We start from the raw sequence: 18779 nt of genomic DNA on the forward strand, positions 1-18779 counted from the left end.
GAGCGGCGAACTCCGCGGTCGTGGTGAACACCCGGATATCGAAAGGGAATTCACCCACGCGTCATCGGCGCACAGTTACCCTCGGACCGGCGTCACTTTGTTACGGAACCGATATCCGAGGGAGTTGGCGAAAATGACCGTCTCGTCCGAATTGTCCAGCGCGGCGTGGGCCGCGGGTTTGCCGCAGTCGCTGCGCGGCGAACTCGCGACGCTCGAGGAAGCGTACTTCCGCCACGTCGACGCGGGCGATGTGGACTGTGCGATCACCGGCATCACCCAGATCTTCCGCAGGCACCTGGAATTGGCCGTGACACGCCGCCCCGGCCGCGCGCTGGTGCGGGTATACCACCCGGACGACGGCTCGGGGATCGGTGCGGCGCTGCAGGTCGTCACCGACGACATGCCGCTGCTGGTCGAGTCGATCAGCTCGTCGCTGAGCCGGATCGGTGTCAGCGTCAGCGAGATCATCCATCCGATCTTCGAGGTCGAGCGGGACGAGGAAGGGCGCCTGACGCACGCCGCCGCGCACGAGGTGGACGGCACCGGCGCGGTCGGACTGCGCGAATCCTGGATGCACGTGCAACTGCACCCGTCGACCAGCGCGGCGCTGCTGGCCAAGGTCGAGAGCGCGGTGCCGGACGTGGTGGACGACGTGCGCCAGGTGATCGGGGACACCGAAGCCATCGAGGACGTGCAGAGCAAGCTGGCCGACGACCTGGATCTGGCCGCCCAATCCGAGTCGGCGCCGTTCGACCCGGCCGAGCTGACCGACACCGCCAAGCTGCTGCGCTGGCTGGCGCGGGGCAACTTCACGCTGCTCGGCTACGCGCGCTACCGGCTGAGCAGCGACGAGGGCCGCGAGCTGTCCACCGTCCTGCCCGCAACGTGCCTGGGCGTGCTGCGGCCGGACGTGGGCACCGACTTCCACGTGCCGGTCAACGGCGGCGACCGGCCACTGCTCACGCTGACCCAAGGGCTGGTCCCCGCCACCGTGCACCGTGCGGTGTACCCGTACTTCGTCAGCGTCGCCGACTTCGACGCGAGCGGATCGGTCGTCGGCGAGCACCTGTTCATCGGCGTCTTCACCGTCACCGCCGTGCACGAGAACGTCCTGGACATCCCCGTGATCGAACGCCGGGTCCGCTCGGCGATCGAGGACAGCGGATTCGACCTGGATTCGTTCTCCGGTCAGGCGATGCTCGAGGTCATCCAGTCCTTCCCGCGCACCGAGTTGTTCTCCGCCGACGCCGAGACGCTGCGCCGCACCGCCACCGCGGTGCTGAGCGTGAGCCTGCGGCGTCAGGTGCGCTTGTTCCTGCGCGCGGACACCTATGGGCGCTACGTCGCCTGCCTGGTCTATCTGCCGCGCGACCGGTACACCACCAGTTCGCGGCTGGAGATGCAGGAGATCCTGGTCCGCGAACTGGGTGGGGTGTCCATCGACTACTCCGCGCGGGTGGGCGAAAGCGAATTGGCGCGAGTGTATTTCACGGTGCGCATGCCGGAAGCCGAGTACGGTGTCCCGCGCCGGACGCCGCCGGCCGCCGACACCTCCGAGCCCAACCGGCTGCGTCTGCAGAACCTGCTCGCGGAGGCGAGCCGCACCTGGGACGACCGCCTGAACGACGAGGTGAGCACGTCGACGGTGCTCGATCCGGCCGTGGTGCAACGGTACGCGGAGGCCTTCCCCGAGGGCTACAAGCAGGATTTCGCCGCTGCCCGCGCGCTGTCGGACATCGTGCGCCTGGAACGGCTGCGCGAGGGCGGAATCGACCAGTACCTCTACCGGAGGCCGGATTCGGCGCCGGGTTCGTGGCGTTTCACCCTCTACATCGGTGGCGGCGGAATCTCCTTGAGCCAGGTGCTTCCGCTGTTGCAGAGCCTCGGCGTAGAAGTGGTCGACGAGCGGCCCTACCAGATCGAGTTGGACGCCGCGTCCGACGGTGGCGCCGGTGGGGAGCGCTGGATCTACGACTTCGGTCTGCTCGCCCGTCCCGAATTGTTGCGCAGTTCGCTCGACCGGGATCTGGACGCGGAACTGCTCGAGTCCACCAGTCGCGCCGCCGTGCTGGAGGCGGAGGTGCGCGGGCTGCGTGAGCGGTTCGTGGAAGCGTTCGAGGCCATGTGGTACGGCCGCGCGGAAGCGGACGGGCTGAACGAGCTGGTGCTGCGCGCCCGGCTGCCGTGGCGCGCGGTCTCGATCCTGCGAACTTACGCGAAGTACTTGCAGCAGGCCGGGTTTCCCTACAGCCAGGCGAACATCTGCCGTGTGCTGCTCACCTATCCGGATATCGCGCGCCTGTTCGTCGACCTGTTCGCCGCGCGTTTCGACCCCGACACCGTTTCCGCCGAGCACGCCGCCGAGTTGGAGACCAAGGTGCGCGGGCGGATCGACGAGGTGGTCAGCCTGGACGCCGACCGTATCCTCCGCGCGATCCTCGGCTTGATCACGGCGACGCTGCGCACCAACTACTACGTGACCGACGCCGACGGCAGCTCGCGCGATTTCGTTTCGGTGAAGGTCGAACCGCACGCGATCGCCGAATTGCCCAAGCCGCGGCCGCAGTTCGAGATTTTCGTGTATTCGCCGCGGGTGGAGGGTGTGCATCTGCGCTTCGGGCCGGTGGCGCGTGGTGGTTTGCGGTGGTCGGATCGTTTGGAGGATTTCCGTACGGAGATCCTGGGTTTGGTGAAGGCGCAGGCGGTGAAGAACGCGGTGATCGTGCCGGTGGGCGCGAAGGGCGGCTTCGTGGTGAAACAACCGCCCGCGGCCACCGGTGATCCGGCCGCGGATCGGCAGGCGTTGGGTGCGGAAGGTGTTGCCTGCTATCGCACGTTCATCTCCGGTTTGCTGGACGTCACCGACAACGTGGATCGCGCAACCGGGGAGGTTTTGCCCCCTGCCCGGGTCGTACGGCGCGATGGTGACGACACCTATTTGGTTGTGGCGGCCGATAAGGGTACGGCGACGTTCTCTGATATCGCCAATGATGTGGCGCAGAGTTATGGTTTCTGGCTCGGTGACGCGTTCGCTTCGGGTGGGTCGGCCGGGTATGACCACAAGGCGATGGGCATCACCGCCAAGGGCGCCTGGGAAAGCGTGAAACGCCACTTCGGCGAAATGGACGTCGATACGCAGTCGCAGGATTTCACCGTGGTCGGTATCGGTGACATGAGCGGTGATGTGTTCGGTAACGGCATGTTGTTGTCGGAGCACATTCGTTTGGTGGCGGCGTTCGACCACCGGCATATTTTCCTGGATCCTGATCCGGATGCGGCTGTGTCGTTTCGGGAGCGGCAGCGGATGTTCGCGTTGCCGCGTTCGTCGTGGGCGGATTACGACACGTCCCTGATCAGCCCCGGCGGAGGGGTGTGGGACCGCACCGTCAAGGCGGTGCCCATCAGCCCGCAGGCCAGGGCGGCTCTCGGCCTGGGTGACGACGTCGTCTCGCTCTCGCCGCCGGATCTGGTGCGCGCGATCTTGCTCGCGCCGGTGGACCTGCTGTGGAACGGCGGCATCGGCACCTACATCAAGGCGAGCGCCGAGACCAACGCCGAGGTGGGCGACAAGTCCAACGACGCGGTGCGTGTCAACGGAAAGCAATTGCGCGTCAAGGTGATCGGTGAGGGCGGCAACTTGGGCGCGACCGCGCTGGGTCGGATCGAGTTCTGCCGCAACGGCGGCAAGATGAACACCGACGCGCTGGACAACTCCGCGGGCGTGGACTGCTCCGACCACGAGGTCAACATCAAGATCCTGCTCGACGCCGTCGTCTCCGGCGGTCAACTGCCGCCGGAGGAGCGCAATCCGCTGCTGGCCTCGATGACCGACGAGGTGGCGCGAATGGTGTTGCGGGACAACGTGGCACAGAACTTCCTCATGGGCATCTCGCGCACCGAGGCGCCGCAGATGCTGAGTGTGCAGATGAGGCTCGTCGAGGATCTCGAACAGCGTCGCGGCCTGGACCGCGAGCTCGAGGCGCTGCCCTCGGACCAGGAGATGAAACGCAGGCTGGAAGAGGGCGCCGGACTGGCTTCGCCGGAGTTGGCGAACCTGATGGCGCACGTGAAGCTGTCGCTCAAGGCGGATCTGCTCGATTCCGACCTGCCCGACAGCCAGTACTTCGCCACGCGGCTGCCGGACTACTTCCCGACGCCGCTGCGCGACCGTTTCGGCGCCGCGATCAAGCGCCACCGGCTGCGCCGGGAAATCGTCACCACCATGCTGGCCAACGAGATCGTGGACTACGGCGGCATCACCTACGCGCACCGGTTGAACGAGGAGGTCGGCGCCACCACCACCGATGCGGTGCGTGCCTTCGCCGCGGCCAGCGGGATCTTCGACCTGCACCGGATGTGGGCGCGAATCCGTGCGTGCGACGCGCCAACGTCGGTGCGCGACCTGCTCGAACTGGAGACCAAGCGCACGCTGGATCGGGCGTCCCGGTGGCTGCTGAGCAACCGGCCGCAGCCGATCGCGGTGGGCTCGGAAATCAGCCGGTACTGCGCCGATGTGCGGGAACTCGCCCCCAAGGTGCCGGGCTGGCTGCGCGGGCACCACGTGTCCACCCTCACCGACCGGTCCGCCGAGTTGATCGCCCGCGGCGCCCCGACCGAGCTGGCCACCGAGGTCTTCGGTCTGCTCAACCTCTTCCCGCTGCTGGACATCGTGGACATCGCCGACATCACCGACCGGGGCGGCGACGAGGTCGGATCGCTGTACTATGCGCTCAACGATCACCTCAAGATCGACTGGCTGTTGCAGGCGGTCAGCCACCTCGAGCGCGGTGACCGCTGGCACGCGCTGGCGCGGCTCGCGCTGCGCGACGACATGTACGGGTCGCTGCGCTCGCTCACCCTCGACGTGCTCTCCGGCGGCGACCCCGAGGAGACGGCGGATGAGAAGATTGCATACTGGGAGTCGAAGAATCAGTCCCGCCTCGGCCGAGCCAGGGCGGCGCTGTCGGAATTGTTCGAGTCCGGAACCCACGATCTCGCCACGTTGTCGGTTGCAGCGCGGCAAGTGCGGAGCATGGTGAGCGGGGTGGGCGCTCAATCGGAGGTACCACGTTGACGAGTTCGGTGAACCGGAACGGGACGGCGACGGGCAGCCTCGTGCTGCCCAGGCGATTCCACGCCAAGGTGGACGTCAGGTGGTCGGACATGGACGTGTTCCAGCACGTCAACCATGCCCGGATGGTGACGCTGCTGGAGGAGGCGCGGATCCCGTGGCTGTTCGAGGACGGCCGCCCGACCGCTCCGCTGCGCGAGGGCTGCGTCCTCGCCGACCTGCATGTCCGCTACCGCGGCCAGCTGCGGCACGAGGACACGCCGCTGGATATCGCCATGTGGATCGAGCAGCTGCGCGCGGTCGACTTCACCATCGGTTACGAGGTGCGGGCGGCGGGCGCCGCTCCCGATTCGCCGGCGGCGGTGGTCGCCTCCACCCAGATCGCCGCGTTCGACATGCGGGCGCAGCGGCTGCGCAGGCTCACCGACGCCGAGCGTGATTACCTGTCCGAATGGATGGACTGAGCGACCGCGAGCCGGTGATCGTCGAATGCTGACGGCGGAGCAGCCGTGATATCGGGACAGCGTGTGCTGTACGTGTCCGATCCGGCGGAACGGGAGAATCTCGCCACGTTCCTGACCAGGGCCGTGCGCCTGGACCCGGCGGCGGTGGTGCGCCTGCGCCGCCGGGGGGAGAACTACGTGTCCGCTTGGGTGGCGACCGGCTTCGAGGCACTGGCGATGCGCACCGTGGTCGCCGAACTCGGCGTCGACGACGTGACGGTCGGCGCCGATGTCGTGCTGGCCGGATCGGCGAGCGGCAGTCCGATCGACCTGGGCTACTCGATGGACTCCGCATGGCGCGGCGCGTTGCCGCCCACGGACGGTTTCGCGCACGTCGAGGACGTGCCCGCGCGCACCCTGGTCGAACTCGCCGAGCAGGGTGCGCGGCTGGCGAAGGAACACGGCAGCGGACACGGTCCGCCCGCTTCGCTGCTGGATCAGGCGGTGCTGACCGTGTCCGGCGCGGGAACGAAGGTGCAGGTGCCGATGCGGGTGGTCTTCGCGCTCACGGCGATGGATTTCATCCCGCATTCGGGGGAGAAGGCCGACCCGCGCCGCATCCCGCCCACCGAGATCGTGCGCGTCCGCGCGACCAGAACGTGGTTGCGGCTCGACGCCCGCTATGGTTCGGTCGCCCGCCGCCTCGGCGGGGGAATTCCCCTTCTGCCGCAGTGATCGCGTCGCGTGGCTGTGGTGTCACCGGAAGATTCCGGGCCGCACGGTGACCGACACATGGTGCCTGGCTGCTGCGCCGGTACCGCGTGGCGCCGTTGTGCGCGGGTCCGGACGAGCGTGTGTCGCGTGGTCGGAGTCCCGAAGGCGGATCGGCCGCGGTGTGAGTGAGTAGGGGAGTTTACGGACGCCATCGAGTCGTCGCGCTGCCGTCGGCCTGCCACAGTATCGCTGCCGCCGGATCAGTCGATACCGAAATGTGCAGCGGTACAAGAAATTTGAAGCATGAATCGCCGACCGGTCGGCACTGAGCGGCCCGCACTGCGTGATACGTCCGGTGCAAACGGCAAAAGCGGCATACCTCTGCGGAGCATTTCGAGTAGCACAGGCAGACCGGGAAGCGATCGATGGAATGGGCGGCGCCGTCGGCAGGAGGGGACGGCGCCGCCCTCGTCCGCGAAGCACGATGGCGCGAAAAGCTTTTCGGTGGGTCAGGAGACGCCGATCAGGCGAAGAAGCGCCGTGGTCGCGGCGGCGGCGAGAATCACCACCAAGATCGGACGTCGGAACCAGGCCAGCACTCCGCCGACGAGAACTCCTGCGGGCATGGCGAATCCGAGGCTCGCCGTGCCGAGCGGCAGTGTGGTGACGGCGACCAATGCGGTAAGCAGCACGACGGCGCCGATTTCCAGCAGGCGTACCACGCGCGCTGAGGGGCGCACTCGGTCGCGCAGCGCGGGCCCGGCCCAGCGAAACGCGTAGGTGCCCGCGGCGAGGGCGACGATTCCGGCGGCCAGCATCACGCCGCCCCGGAGGTGGTCGCCGGTTCCCGCTTCTCCCATGCCGCGACCAGCACCCCGGACAGGGCGAGCAGGACCGGCAAGCCCGTGGGCAGGAACGGAGCGCTGATCAGCGCGATCGCGGTGCCAACACAGACCGCCGCGAGAGTGGTCCGATCCCGCAGGGCGGGAAGCACGAGTGCGAGCAGGACGGCGGGGAACACCGCGTCGAGTCCGAACGCCGAAGTGTCGGTGACCACCGATCCGATCAACGCCCCGATGGCCGCGCCACCGGGCCAGGCGAACAGCACCCCCGCGCCCGTCAGCCAGTAGGCCGCTCGCCTGCGGCGCGCGTCGGGTTGCGCGATGGTCATGGCGACGGACTCGTCGTTCATCAGGTGGACGCCCAGCGGCCTGCGCCACCCGGTGCCCACCGCGTCGGGCACCGACAGTCCGTACGGCACATGCCGAGCATTCACCAGCAAGCCAGCCAGCACCGCCGCGACAGGGCTGCCGCCCGCGGCGACGATGCCGATGAAGAGGAACTCCGAACTCCCGGCGAGCACCACGCATCCGAGGAGAACCGGAAGCCAGATCGGAAAGCCTGCGCTCACCGCCGTGGCCCCGTAGGAAATCCCGATCACGCCGACGGCCAGGCACACCGCCCCGATGCCCGTCAGCGTGTCCTGATCAAGTGTTCGCCATATCGAACGCACGTTTCCTATAGTGAACATGGCACAGCGGTCCGTCAATATGGTTTTCTGCTGATGGTTCCGTCGAGCGATCGATGGAGCGAATCCACAGAACGTACCCACTAACCTCGACCCCGGGTTTCGAGCGAAGCGAGACCGAGCATTGTCCGTTCGCGGCCCGGCTCGCGTCCGAGCGGCCGCCGCGTCCGCGACGAAGTCGCCAGCGGCGGCCGCTCGGACGCGAGCCACAAAGGGGCCGCGAACACGCCGCGACGAAGTCGCGGCCAAACCAACACAGCGCCGCAGGCGCTGGAAAAACCAACACGGAGCGGGAATGGCGCGGCAGGACGCGACGACAACACCCCAGGCGGTGATCGCCGCCGCGCTGCGCCGCGAGCGCACCCGGGCCGGGTTGTCGTTGAGCGAGGTCGCCGGCCGGGCGGGCATCGCGAAATCGACGCTGTCGCAACTGGAATCGGGTGCCGGGAATCCGAGCCTGGAGACGTTGTGGGCGCTGTGCGTCGCACTGGACATGCCGTTCTCCCGGTTGCTCGACCCGCCGCGCCCGAACGTGCACGTCATCCGCGCCGGTGAGGGCCCCGTGGTCGCGGCCGAGCAGTCGGAGTACCGCGCGACCCTGCTGGCGGCCGGACCGGCCAATTCCCGCCGCGACCTGTTCCGCATCACCGCGGAACCGGGGCATGCGCGCCGCTCGGACCCGCATATCGCCGGTGTGGTCGAGCATGTGCTGCTCGCCGAGGGGCGCGCGCTGGTCGGCCCGGTCGACGCGCCCGTCGAGCTACACCCCGGCGACTACATCGCCTACCCGGGCGATCGGCCGCACGTATTCGAAGCGCTGGCGTCGCCCACCTGGGCGACGCTGGTGGTGGAGTACACCTGAGCAGGTCAGGCCGCGCCTTCGCCGAGATATTGCAACCAGACGGGGTCGAGTTCCGTCGTGGTGGACAGTAGGCGCCAGTGCGGGCCCTTCGGCGAGACCAGGGGAGATCGCAGCGTCCAGCCGAGTTCGCTGAGCAGCTTGTCGGCTTTGCGATGGTTGCACGGCGCGCAACTGGCGACGCAGTTCTCCCAGGAATGCTCTCCGCCGCGGCTGCGCGGGATGACGTGGTCGATGGTCTCGGCCTTGCCGCCGCAGTAACCGCACCGATAGCGATCGCGGTGCATGAGGGCCGCGCGGGTCATCGGGACCCGGGCCCGGTACGGCACGTGGACGTAGCTGCGCAGGCGGATCACGGAGGGAATGGCCACCGCCGTCTCGGCGGAGTGCACGATCGGCCCTTCGTCGTTGTGGTGAACGGCGTCGGCCTTGTCGCAGATGAGGAGGACGATCGCGCGGCGCGCGGACAGAGCGGTGAGCGGCTCGTAGGTGGCGTTCAACAGCAGCACCCTGGTCTTGAGCCAGTGTGGGCCCTCTGCGGGCGGAGCGGTGGGGCGGGGTCCGTGGTCGTGATGGCCACGATGTCCACCCGGATGATGTTCGGACACGATGTGCAGCGGAGTGGCCCCCGACCCACGATTGTGGACGTCGGCGGGCTGGAGTTGTCGGTGCGCTCGCGCCTCGTGTGACCGCGCGCTGTGCCGCTGCTTCATCTCGACCTCGATTTCATGATTGGCAGGATCATGTGGTATCTGCAAAGCAGAGACTGTCACCCAGTTGACCATGGAATGTCGGGCATTGCACGGTGATTTTCAACAATGTCCGGTTAACTGTGGCTGAAGTGCCATACCCGCGCGATGTTCCGGTTGCTGAGCGGCGGCGCGAGGGCAGTGCGGCGGCGGTGCGCGGGCGCGGGCACAATGGACACCGGCGCATCCGGTGAATCGAGAGGGTCTATGACTTCGGGCGAGCAAACGGCGACGTCGTTCTACGAGGCGGTCGGTGGGGCGGAGACGTTCCGGCGGCTCGTCGCGACGTTCTATCGCGAGGTGGCCGACGACGAGGTGCTGCGCCCGCTCTATCCGGAAGAGGATCTGGGCCCGGCGGAGCGCCGGTTGCGGATGTTCCTGGAGCAGTACTGGGGCGGTCCGCGCACCTACTCCGACGAGCGCGGCCATCCGCGCCTGCGCATGCGGCACATGCCCTTCACCATCGGGCCGATCGAGCGTGACGCGTGGCTGCGGTGCATGCGGATCGCGGTCGCGGAGATCGAGCCGGAGACGCTGGACGACGAGCACCGCACGGCGCTGCTGAACTACCTGGAGATGGCGGCCAATTCTCTGGTGAACGCGCCTTTCTGACAACGAGTTCGCCACCCGGCGGATGGGCTCGCCGAAAATGTGTTCAATACCGCGTTGTGGTCGCGGTGGATTCGCTGATGAACAGCGGGTGACCGGAGCGTTGCCGCTGAGAGACGTGGCAGCAGGGGTGTTTTGGCTGCGGCGTCAGCGGTGCCACATGTTTGCTCCCTGTCTGGGCCCGCACATCGCCTGAGGGCTTCCACCACAAATCTTTGGCACTATTGCGGATGTGAGTGATGCACCAGCCTTAACGGCGCCGGTGGATCGCACCATGCACCCGTGGTGGCGGTCGGCCGTGTTCTACCAGGTTTATCCGAGATCCTTCGCGGATTCGAGCGGGGACGGGATCGGCGATCTCGGCGGAGTCCGGGACAAACTCGGCTATCTCGAACTGCTCGGTGTCGACGCGCTGTGGATCTGTCCGGTGATGCGTTCGCCGATGGCCGACGGTGGCTACGACGTTGCCGATCCGCGCGACATCGACCAACTCTTCGGCGGGCTCGCCGCGATGGACGCGCTGATCGCCGAAGCGCACGCCCGCCGGATCCGGGTCACGATGGACCTGGTGCCCAATCACACCAGCGACCAGCATGCGTGGTTCCGGGCGGCGCTGGCGGCGGCCCCCGGCAGTCCGGAACGCGACCGGTACATCTTCCGCGACGGCCGCGGGCCAGGTGGCGCGGAGCCGCCGAACAACTGGCCGAGCATCTTCGGCGGACCCGCCTGGACCAGGATCACCGAACCCGACGGCACACCCGGCCAGTGGTACCTGCACATCTTCGCCCGCGAGCAGCCCGACCTGAACTGGAGCAACCCCGAGGTCGCCGCCGATTTCGAGCAGACCTTGCGATTCTGGCTCGACCGGGGCGTGGACGGTTTCCGGATCGATGTGGCGCACGGCATGGCAAAGCCCGACGGCCTGCCCGACATGCCGGAGCTGAGCGTCTCGGCCCTGCTCGCGCACGACGACAGCGACCCGCGGTTCAACAATCCCGCTGTGCACGACATCCACCGCAGGATTCGCAAGGTGGTCGACGAGTACCCGGACGCGGTGACCATCGGCGAAGTGTGGGTGAACGACAACACCCGTTTCGGCGAGTACGTGCGCCCCGACGAACTGCACCTGGCCTTCAACTTCCGTCTCGCCGAATCGGCGTTCGACGCCGAGGCGGTGCGCGACGCGATCGACAACTCGCTCGCCGCCGTCGGACCGGTTTTCGCCGTGCCCACTTGGACCTTGTCCAACCACGACATCGAGCGCGAGGTCACCAGGTACGGCGGCGGCGCGCTCGGCGTCGCGCGGGCTCGGGCGATGATCCTGCTGGAACTCGCGCTGCCCGGCGCGGTGTTCCTCTACAACGGCTCGGAGCTGGGGCTGCCCAATGTCGACGACCTGCCCGACGAGGTGCTGCAGGATCCGGTGTGGGAGCGCTCCGGGCACACCCAGCGCGGCCGCGACGGCTGCCGGGTGCCGCTGCCGTGGGAGGGCGCCGCGCCGCCGTTCGGGTTCACCACCGGGACGCCATGGCTGCCGATCCCGCCCGACTGGGCGCCGCTGACCGTCGAAGCGCAGCTGGAGGAGCTGGGCTCGACCTTGTCGCTGTATCGCCTGGCCATCGAGCTGCGCTCGGTGCGGCCGGAGTTCGCGGGAGACCGGATCGAGTGGTACGGCAGCCCGCCGGGTTGTCTCGCGTTCCGCCGGCCGGGCGGACTGGTCTGCGTGCTCAACGCTTCGGACGCCCCGATCCAGCTACCGCCGGGAGACGTGCTGCTGGCCAGCGCGGCGGCCGAGGGCGGCCAGTTGCCGCCGAACGCGGCCGCCTGGCTGGTCTGAGGGACGCCGGAAAATCCCAGCTCGAGCCGGGTGGAGCCGACACGGACAGCCTCCCGGCTCGACCGGACGGAGAACTACTACAGAGCATCGTCTACCTTTGACCCGTGAGCATTCTCGAGACAGTGCTGATCTTCGCCGGCATCCCGCTGGTGATCTACGGCGTGATCGCCGGATTGTCGTTCCTCGGTAAGCCACTGCCTGGCGAGAAGCCGGTCCACTTCGCCCTCGGTCAGAAGTGGACCCAGCAGCCGGTGCTGTGGAGTGCCACTGAAGAGGTGATCGGCTCGGGTCACCACTTTCCGGATACGCCGCATGGACAGCATGCGGCCATCGAGTCCACCGAGGTGGAGCTGATCGGAGGACGGGCAAGTGGCAGGTTCTAAGTGGCCCGCGGTGGTCGAAGCCGATTTGCCGCACGGATACGCGATCACCAGCAGCGGGCGCGTCTCCGGCGTGCACGAGGCGGGCGACGTGTTCAAGGAAGCGCCGTTCGACGACGAAGAGCGGCTCACCATGGACAACGTGCTCACCGAGGCGACCCGCGCGACCAAGGTGCGGTTCAACGTCTACATCGGCGATCTGGGTGCCGACCCGGCCGCGGGCGCGGATGCGCTCTTCCCCGGCACGCCCGAGGCGTCGCACTCGGTGCTCATCGCCGTCTCGCCCAACGACAAGGCGATCGAGGTGCGTTCGGGCCGTGCGGTGGCCGACCGCGCGAACGATCGCGTCTGCCAGCTCGGCGTCACCGCCGCGCTGAGCTCGTTCCGGCAGGGTCAGCTGATCGACGGGCTGGTCTCCGCGGTTCGCGTGATGGCGGCGGCCATCGGTAGGTAGTTCTCGCTGTCGTAGTCCGGCGCGTCCACCCGATCATCCGGGTGGACGCGCCGGTTTCGTTTACGGCTGGGCGTCGAAGGAACGGGCGCGCAGCGAGCGTTCGATGCCCGCCTTGCCTTCGCTGACCAGGCGGCGCAGCGCCGGAGGGTGATCGCCCGCGAGGAACTTGTCGGCGACGGCTACCGCGTCCTCGCTGATCGCCCAGTGCGGGTAGAGCCCGACCACCACGGTCTGGGCTACCTCACTGGAGCGGCGCTCCCAGACGCCGGGGACCTCGGCGAAATACCGTTCCAGGTAGGGCGTGAGCAGCTCGCCCTGCCCGGCGGGCGCGAAGCCGCCGACGATGGAGCGGGCGGTGATGTTGGGCACCGAGTCGTCGCCCATCACCGTCGCCCATGCCTGCTCCTTCACCTCGGCGATCGGGCGCGCCGTCGCGGCGGCGGCCGCTTGCCGCCTGCCCGCGGCGGTGGAGTCGTTGGCCAGCTCCTGATCGATAACCGGCGTGTCCAGCCCGTCGGCATCGATCTCGCCCGCCGCGGCGAGCGCGGAAACCAGCCGCCACCGCAGGTCGGTGTCGACCACCAGGCCGGGCAGCCCGACCTTCGCCGGATCACCGTCGAGCAGTTCGCGCAGCACTTCGGTGTGCCAGGCCGACAGCTTCGCGCCGGTCAGCGCGTTGACGAAGGCCAACTGGTGGTCGGAGCCCGGTTCGGCTTCGCGGGCCAGCTCCAGCAGCCGGTTCGCGTATTCCGGCCAGCCGGTGGTCGTGGCCCATTCCGGATCGGCGTAGCTGCTCAGCGCGGTGTTGGCTTGCATGAGCAGCCGCTGTACCACGCCGATCTCGCTCTCGGCGCCGACGCCGCGTTCGACCAGCGCGACGAAGTCGCGAGCGCGGAACTCGGCCTGACGCGTCATCTCCCAGGCCGCCGACCAGGCCAGCGTGCGCGGCAGCGGTTCCGCGATGTCGGCGATCCGGTTGACCAGCACGTCGAGCGAATCGGCGTCCAGCCGGATCGAGCAGTAGGTGAGATCGTCGTCGTTGACCAGCACGAACTTGCCGCGCGGTACGCCGACCAGCGCGGGCACCTCGGTACGTTCGGCGGCGTCGAGGTCGAGCTCGACGCGCTCGGTGCGCACCAGCTTGCCGTCCTGGTCGTCGTACACGCCGATGGCCAGCCGGTGCACGCGCCGTTCGCCCGCACCCGGCTGCGCGCCCTCCTGCACCACCGCGAACGAGCTGAACCGCCCCTCGGCGTCCACCTCGAAGTCCGGGCGCAGGATGTTCAGCCCGGTGGTCTTGAGCCACTGCGCGCCCCAGGTGGACAGATCGCGCCCGGACGATTTCTCCAGCGCCGACAGCAGATCGTCGAAGGTGGCGTTGCCGTAGGCGTGGTCGGCGAAGTAGGCGCGCAGACCGGACAGGAACGGCTCGAGACCGACGTAGGCGACGAGCTGCTTCAGCACGCTGGCGCCCTTGGCGTAGGTGATGCCGTCGAAGTTCACCTCGACGGCGGCGAGATCGGGGATGTCCGCGGCGATCGGGTGGGTGGAGGGCAGCTGGTCCTGCCGGTAGGCCCAGGACTTCTCGACGTTCGCGAACGTGGTCCAGGCGTTGGTGTATTCGGTGGCCTCGGACTGGCACAGCACCGACGCGAACGTGGCGAACGACTCGTTCAGCCACAGGTCGTCCCACCACTTCATGGTGACCAGGTCGCCGAACCACATGTGCGCCATCTCGTGCAGCACGGTCTCGGCGCGGCGCTCGTAGGACGCCCGGGTGACCTTGGAGCGGAAGACATAGTCTTCGAGGAAGGTCACCGCGCCGGCGTTCTCCATCGCACCCGCGTTGAACTCGGGGACGAACAGCTGGTCGTACTTGCCGAAGGCGTACGGGACGCCGAAGTTGCGGTGGTAGAAGCCGAAACCCTGCTTGGTCTCGGTGAACAGCCGCTCGGCGTCCATGTACTCGGCCAGCGAGGCGCGGCAGTAGATGCCCAGCGGGATGCTGCCGTGCTCGTCGGTGTAGACATCGGTCCACTGGGCGTACGGACCGGCGACGAGCGCGACCAGGTAGGTGCTCATCCTCGGAGTGGTACGGAAGATGTGCTTGCCCGGGTCCGCGGCGAGCGTCTGCACGAGGGCACCGTTGGAGACGACCAGCCAGTCTTCGGGCGCGGTGACGGCGAGGTCGAAGGTGGCTTTCAGGTCCGGCTGGTCGAAGCAGGCGAACATCCGCTTGGCGTCGGCGGTCTCGAACTGGGAGTACAGGTAGACGGCGTCGTCGGCGGGGTCGACGAACCGGTGCAGGCCCTCGCCGGTGTGCGAGTACTCGCAGTCGGCCTCCACCACCAGCTCGTTGCGCTCGGCCAGGTCGGTCAGCGCGATGCCGGTCGACTCGTCGTAGCCGGACACGTCCACGGCGGTGCCGTTGAGTACCGCCGAGCGCACGCCGCGCGCCACGATGTCGATGAACGTGCTCGCGCCGGGCGTCGCGGTGAAGGTCACCGTGCTGCGGGAGAAGAAGGTCTGCTCGCCGGGTTTGCCCGCACCGTCGGTCAGATCCAGCTCGACGCGGTAGTTCTCGACCGACACCGTCGCGGCGCGTTCGATCGCCTGGTCGCGAGTGAGATTGGGTGCGGACATAAGGCTCCTTCGTGGTCGAAGAACTGGCACGGGCGACACCCACAATGCCACCTGGGTGGGGCGAGCCGCGCGGGACTTTCCCGACCAACCCTAGTGACACCGGCCCCTTGTGCGCGGGTACCGCGGTGCGAGACCGGCCGCGTGACGGCCGCGCTGCGGCGGCGGCGGTATTGTGCCTGGTGCAGCGCAGGTTCACCACGACGGATTCGGAGGCTCGACGTTGAAGCATGTGCACGCCGGGAAGGTGCGTGACCTGTACGAGGACGGCGACACGCTGCTGCTGGTCGCCTCCGACCGGGTGTCCGTGTACGACGTGGTGCTGCCGACGCCGATCCCGGACAAGGGCGCGCTGCTGACGCAGCTGTCCAACTGGTGGTTCGAGTACTTCACCGACGTGCCGAACCACGTGGTCTCCGCCACCGACGTGCCCGCCGAGTTCGCCGGCCGCGGCATCCGGGTCAAGCCGCTGAAGATGGTGCAGGTGGAATGCATCGCGCGCGGTTACCTGACCGGGTCCGGGCTGGTGGAGTACCGGCGCACGGGCTCGGTCTCCGGGGTCGCGCTGCCGCCGGGGCTGCGCGAGGGCGACAAGCTGCCGGAGCCGATCTTCACACCGACCACCAAAGCCTCCGAGGGGCACGACGAGTCGATCACCTTCGCCGACGTGGTGAACCAGGAGGGCCGCGAGGTCGCCGAGCGGCTGCGCGAGCTGACCCTGCACCTCTACACCCGTGGCGCCGCGCACGCCGCCGAACGCGGCGTCATCGTCGCCGACACCAAAGTCGAATTCGGTTGGGACGGTGAGGTCCTCACCCTCGGCGACGAAGTGCTCACCTCCGATTCCTCGCGGTTCTGGCCCGCCGACGAGTGGGAGCCGGGCCGGGCGCAGCGCTCGTTCGACAAGCAGTTCGTCCGTGACTGGGCCACCTCCACCGGCTGGGACAAGGAGCCGCCCGGTCCGGAGATCCCCGCGGACGTGGTCGCGGCGACCCGTCAGAAGTACGTGGAGGCTTACGAACTCATCACCGGCCGGACTTGGGCGGGCGTGGCGCGCTAGCGCTCAGTCCGGCAGTCGCTCGGCCAGGCGGTCCAGGCATGGCCGCTGGCCCGCGACCAGCTTGTCGCGTGCGGTGGTCGCGTCGAACCACTCGGCGCGATCTATCTCCGGGAACTCCGTCAACCGCCCGGAGCGCGGCGGCCATTCCAGCTGAAAGGTTCCTGGCACGATCGCGGCGGGGTCGAGATCGCCCTCGACGGCCCAGACGGTGAGGGTCTTCTTGCCCGCGCCGCTGCCGTAGCGCACGTCGCCCAGCGGCAGCCACGCGCCGTCCGGAACCGGCAGTCCCAGTTCCTCGGTGAACTCGCGGCTCGCCGCGAGGCGGGCGTCCTCGGTCTGGGGCTCGTACTCGCCCTTCGGAATCGACCACGCCCCCAGGTCTTTTCGCGCCCAGAACGGTCCGCCCATGTGTCCGAGCAATACCTCGACGGTTCCGTTCGAGTTCCGGCGGAACACCAGGACTCCCGCACTGTGTTTGTCTGCCACACCGGCTAGTCTGCCCCGGCGATGTCCGCAGCGCGGCGCGCCCTGCCGATCGCCGGGCGGCAAGCTGTCGCGGCAGCCGCTCGGCGTGGACTGGTGGGTGCCCGGCCTGCACTCGCTGTCCGCGGTTGTCGTGCGTGGCGACCTCATTCCCGCTGGGGCCCGGCATCGCGACCGACCCACGATCGCTGCGCGGCCCGTGGAGCGCTCTGCGATCACCGGGCGAGATCCGCGCGAGCATCCTGGCGAAGCCGCGCCGCACGGATGGTGAGATAGTCGCGCTCGGGAATGCTCGTCGTGCGCGCGGCGGCCTTGGTGTAACAGGCGACCGCCGCGTCGACGTCGCCGGCCATCTCGTACAGATGGCCACGCACGGCGTCCAACCGGTGGGTCCCGGAAAGCTGGGCGTCGAGGGCTTCCGCCAGCGCGAGCCCGGCCCGCGGCCCCGCCACCATCGCCGTCGCCACCGCGCGGTTGAGCGTCACCATCGGATTGTCCGAGAACTGTTCGAGCCGGTCGTACAGCGCCAGGATCTTGGGCCACTCGGTGTCCTCCGAGCGCGCGGCCTGCGCGTGCAGCACCGCTATGGCGGCCTGGATCTGGTAGGGCCCGCGCAAGCCGTGCGCCAGCGTGCCCGTGACCAGGGTCGTCCCTTCGGTGATCAGCGCCCGATCCCACCGCGCACGGTTCTGTTCGGCCAGCGGGACGAGTTCGCCGTGCGCGCCGGTGCGGGCCGCGCGACGGGCGTCGGTGAGCAGCATCAGCGCGAGCAACCCGGTGACCTCGGTGTCCTCGGGCAGCAGCCGATGCGCCGCCCTGGTGAGCCGGATCGCCTCATCGGACAGATCCGTCCGCTGCAATGTCCGCCCCGAGCTGCTGGTGTGTCCTTCGCTGAAGATCAGGTACAGCACGTGCAGGACCGCGCCGAGCCGCTCCCGCCACTGCTCGTCGCCCTGCCGCGCGAACGGGCGCTCGACGGTGGCGAGCTTCTTCTTCGCCCGGGTGATCCGTTGCGCCATGGTGGCTTCCGGCAGGAGGAAGGCACGGGCGATCTGATCGGTGCCCAGCCCGCCCACCGCCCGCAATGTCAGGGCGATGGCGGCGGCCGGCGACAGCGCCGGGTGGCAGCACAGGAACAGCATGGTGAGCGTGTCGTCGTGATCCACCGGGACGGTGTCGGTCACCTCGCGCTCGAAGGCCGTGGTCTCCCTGCGGCGGCGGGCCACCTCCGCGCGCACGGCGTCGGCCATGCGGCGCTGCGCGACCTGGATCAGCCAGGCCCGTGGATTGTCCGGCAGGCCCTGGCTCGGCCACTGGGTCGCGGCCGCCAGCAGTGCTTCCTGCAGTGCGTCCTCGGCGGTGTCGAAGTCGCCGAACCGGCGGACGAGCGTTCCGAGGACCTGCGGCGCCAGTGCGCGCAGCAGGTCCTCGGTGCTCGCCGGGAGCGGTGTGTCGTCGGGCACCGCACGCCGGTCGCTCATTGCTCGGTGGCGGGGGCGCCCATCACCGCGCGAACTTCGATGTACTCGCCGATCGGTTTGCCGCCCGGCCCGGGTGCGGCGGAGGCCTGCGCGGCGATCTCGTAGGCCCGTTCGGGGCCGTCCACGTCGACGATCCAGTAGCCCGCCAGGAACTCCTTGGTCTCCGGGAAGGGTCCATCGGTGACCACCGGCGCCGACCGGCCGTCCGAACTCACGATCCGCGCCTCGTCCGGCCCGGCCAATCCTTGCGCATCCACCAACTCGCCCGCCTCGGCCAGCTGCTCACCCAGTGCGCGCTGGAAGTCTATGTGTGCGCGGATCTCTTCCGGGGACCATTCGTTGATCGGTGTGTCGCAGTGGGCGGTGGGGCCGTAAGTCTTCAGCAGCATGTACTTCATGATTCGTTTCCTCTCCGGCGATCGGCCGCGTCGAGCGCCTCGGTGGCGCTCGCCAAGAGGTCGGAGCCGAGTG

16 protein-coding genes are annotated in these 18779 nt (G+C 68.6%); 9 read left to right on the forward strand and 7 right to left on the reverse strand.

The genetic code is table 11. The annotated features are described in order from the left end of the window. The first annotated feature begins 133 nt into the window (after window positions 1-133). The 3 genes from HOV91_RS18780 to HOV91_RS18790 are packed head-to-tail and all read left to right on the forward strand — an operon-like array spanning window position 134 to window position 6249. The gene (locus tag HOV91_RS18780; protein WP_174186713.1) at window positions 134-5074 is read left to right on the forward strand and encodes an NAD-glutamate dehydrogenase; all 4941 of its coding nucleotides are present in this window, start codon (window positions 134-136) and stop codon (window positions 5072-5074) included. Continuing rightward, window positions 5071-5535, forward strand: coding sequence for an acyl-CoA thioesterase (locus HOV91_RS18785; RefSeq protein WP_174186714.1), 465 nt, complete (start codon window positions 5071-5073; stop codon window positions 5533-5535). The genes HOV91_RS18780 and HOV91_RS18785 overlap by 4 nt, the downstream gene beginning before the upstream one ends. Before the next feature lie 45 nt (window positions 5536-5580). Next, window positions 5581-6249, forward strand: coding sequence for a DUF8185 domain-containing protein (locus HOV91_RS18790; RefSeq protein WP_312884684.1), 669 nt, complete (start codon window positions 5581-5583; stop codon window positions 6247-6249). Window positions 6250-6737: 488 nt separating this feature from the next. Here the strand turns inward: HOV91_RS18790 and HOV91_RS18795 are convergent, their stop codons facing one another. Next, window positions 6738-7088, reverse strand: a complete 351-nt coding sequence (locus HOV91_RS18795; protein ID WP_438822678.1) for an AzlD domain-containing protein — start codon at window positions 7086-7088, stop codon at window positions 6738-6740. Beyond that, on the reverse strand, window positions 7046-7741 hold the full coding sequence (locus HOV91_RS18800) for an AzlC family ABC transporter permease (protein WP_174186715.1): 696 nt from the start codon (window positions 7739-7741) through the stop codon (window positions 7046-7048). Before HOV91_RS18800 ends, HOV91_RS18795 begins: the two co-directional genes overlap by 43 nt. 310 nt (window positions 7742-8051) lie before the next feature. Here HOV91_RS18800 and HOV91_RS18805 point away from each other — a divergent pair, with 310 nt between their 5' ends. Beyond that, the gene (locus HOV91_RS18805) at window positions 8052-8618 is read left to right on the forward strand and encodes a helix-turn-helix domain-containing protein (protein WP_174186716.1); all 567 of its coding nucleotides are present in this window, start codon (window positions 8052-8054) and stop codon (window positions 8616-8618) included. A gap of 5 nt (window positions 8619-8623) precedes the next feature. Here HOV91_RS18805 and HOV91_RS18810 read toward each other — a convergent pair whose 3' ends face one another. Further along, window positions 8624-9328, reverse strand: coding sequence for an HNH endonuclease (locus tag HOV91_RS18810; RefSeq protein ID WP_174186717.1), 705 nt, complete (start codon window positions 9326-9328; stop codon window positions 8624-8626). A gap of 243 nt (window positions 9329-9571) precedes the next feature. On the opposite strand from HOV91_RS18810, the gene HOV91_RS18815 reads away from it, so the two are divergent. The 4 genes from HOV91_RS18815 to HOV91_RS18830 all read left to right on the forward strand — a co-directional run bounded on the left by HOV91_RS18815 (window position 9572) and on the right by HOV91_RS18830 (window position 12644). Then, window positions 9572-9976 (forward strand): globin, encoded by a 405-nt coding sequence (locus tag HOV91_RS18815; RefSeq protein ID WP_174186718.1) that lies wholly within the window; start codon window positions 9572-9574, stop codon window positions 9974-9976. Window positions 9977-10247: 271 nt separating this feature from the next. Next, complete coding sequence (locus HOV91_RS18820; protein WP_174186741.1) at window positions 10248-11810, forward strand: glycoside hydrolase family 13 protein; 1563 nt, start codon at window positions 10248-10250, stop codon at window positions 11808-11810. Between the two features lie 104 nt (window positions 11811-11914). Beyond that, window positions 11915-12193 (forward strand): aa3-type cytochrome oxidase subunit CtaJ, encoded by a 279-nt coding sequence (ctaJ, locus tag HOV91_RS18825; protein ID WP_174186719.1) that lies wholly within the window; start codon window positions 11915-11917, stop codon window positions 12191-12193. Continuing rightward, window positions 12180-12644 (forward strand): DUF5130 domain-containing protein, encoded by a 465-nt coding sequence (locus HOV91_RS18830; RefSeq protein ID WP_174186720.1) that lies wholly within the window; start codon window positions 12180-12182, stop codon window positions 12642-12644. Before ctaJ ends, HOV91_RS18830 begins: the two co-directional genes overlap by 14 nt. 60 nt (window positions 12645-12704) lie before the next feature. Here the strand turns inward: HOV91_RS18830 and pepN are convergent, their stop codons facing one another. After that, window positions 12705-15287: an aminopeptidase N gene (gene pepN / locus HOV91_RS18835; RefSeq protein WP_174186721.1), complete on the reverse strand. Its 2583-nt coding sequence runs from the start codon at window positions 15285-15287 to the stop codon at window positions 12705-12707. 220 nt (window positions 15288-15507) lie between these two features. Here pepN and HOV91_RS18840 point away from each other — a divergent pair, with 220 nt between their 5' ends. Continuing rightward, complete coding sequence (locus tag HOV91_RS18840) at window positions 15508-16344, forward strand: phosphoribosylaminoimidazolesuccinocarboxamide synthase (protein WP_174186722.1); 837 nt, start codon at window positions 15508-15510, stop codon at window positions 16342-16344. Window positions 16345-16347: 3 nt separating this feature from the next. Here HOV91_RS18840 and HOV91_RS18845 read toward each other — a convergent pair whose 3' ends face one another. The 3 genes from HOV91_RS18845 to HOV91_RS18855 form a co-directional block, all read right to left on the reverse strand. Further along, the gene (locus HOV91_RS18845) at window positions 16348-16830 is read right to left on the reverse strand and encodes an NUDIX hydrolase (protein WP_174186723.1); all 483 of its coding nucleotides are present in this window, start codon (window positions 16828-16830) and stop codon (window positions 16348-16350) included. 212 nt (window positions 16831-17042) lie between these two features. After that, window positions 17043-18308 carry an RNA polymerase sigma factor gene (locus tag HOV91_RS18850; protein ID WP_174186724.1) on the reverse strand — a complete coding sequence of 422 codons (1266 nt, stop codon included), beginning with the start codon at window positions 18306-18308 and terminating at the stop codon, window positions 17043-17045. Then, on the reverse strand, window positions 18305-18706 hold the full coding sequence (locus HOV91_RS18855; protein ID WP_174186725.1) for a YciI family protein: 402 nt from the start codon (window positions 18704-18706) through the stop codon (window positions 18305-18307). The genes HOV91_RS18850 and HOV91_RS18855 overlap by 4 nt, the downstream gene beginning before the upstream one ends. Between the last annotated feature and the right edge of the window lie 73 nt (window positions 18707-18779).

Source organism: Nocardia barduliensis, from assembly GCF_013315795.1.
Taxonomy (GTDB): Bacteria; Actinomycetota; Actinomycetes; order Mycobacteriales; family Mycobacteriaceae; genus Nocardia; species Nocardia barduliensis.

Excerpts from the sequence above, each read along its gene's own strand:
- HOV91_RS18855 (WP_174186725.1), bottom strand. The coding sequence starts at position 18,706 with ATGAAGTACATGCTGCTGAAGACTTACGGCCCCACCGCCCACTGCGAC.
- HOV91_RS18795 (WP_438822678.1), bottom strand. The coding sequence starts at position 7,088 with ATGGGAGAAGCGGGAACCGGCGACCACCTCCGGGGCGGCGTGATGCTG.
- HOV91_RS18780 (WP_174186713.1), top strand. The coding sequence starts at position 134 with ATGACCGTCTCGTCCGAATTGTCCAGCGCGGCGTGGGCCGCGGGTTTG.
- HOV91_RS18815 (WP_174186718.1), top strand. The coding sequence starts at position 9,572 with ATGACTTCGGGCGAGCAAACGGCGACGTCGTTCTACGAGGCGGTCGGT.
- HOV91_RS18805 (WP_174186716.1), top strand. The coding sequence starts at position 8,052 with ATGGCGCGGCAGGACGCGACGACAACACCCCAGGCGGTGATCGCCGCC.
- HOV91_RS18850 (WP_174186724.1), bottom strand. The coding sequence starts at position 18,308 with ATGAGCGACCGGCGTGCGGTGCCCGACGACACACCGCTCCCGGCGAGC.
- HOV91_RS18820 (WP_174186741.1), top strand. The coding sequence starts at position 10,248 with ATGCACCCGTGGTGGCGGTCGGCCGTGTTCTACCAGGTTTATCCGAGA.
- pepN (WP_174186721.1), bottom strand. The coding sequence starts at position 15,287 with ATGTCCGCACCCAATCTCACTCGCGACCAGGCGATCGAACGCGCCGCG.
- HOV91_RS18810 (WP_174186717.1), bottom strand. The coding sequence starts at position 9,328 with ATGAAGCAGCGGCACAGCGCGCGGTCACACGAGGCGCGAGCGCACCGA.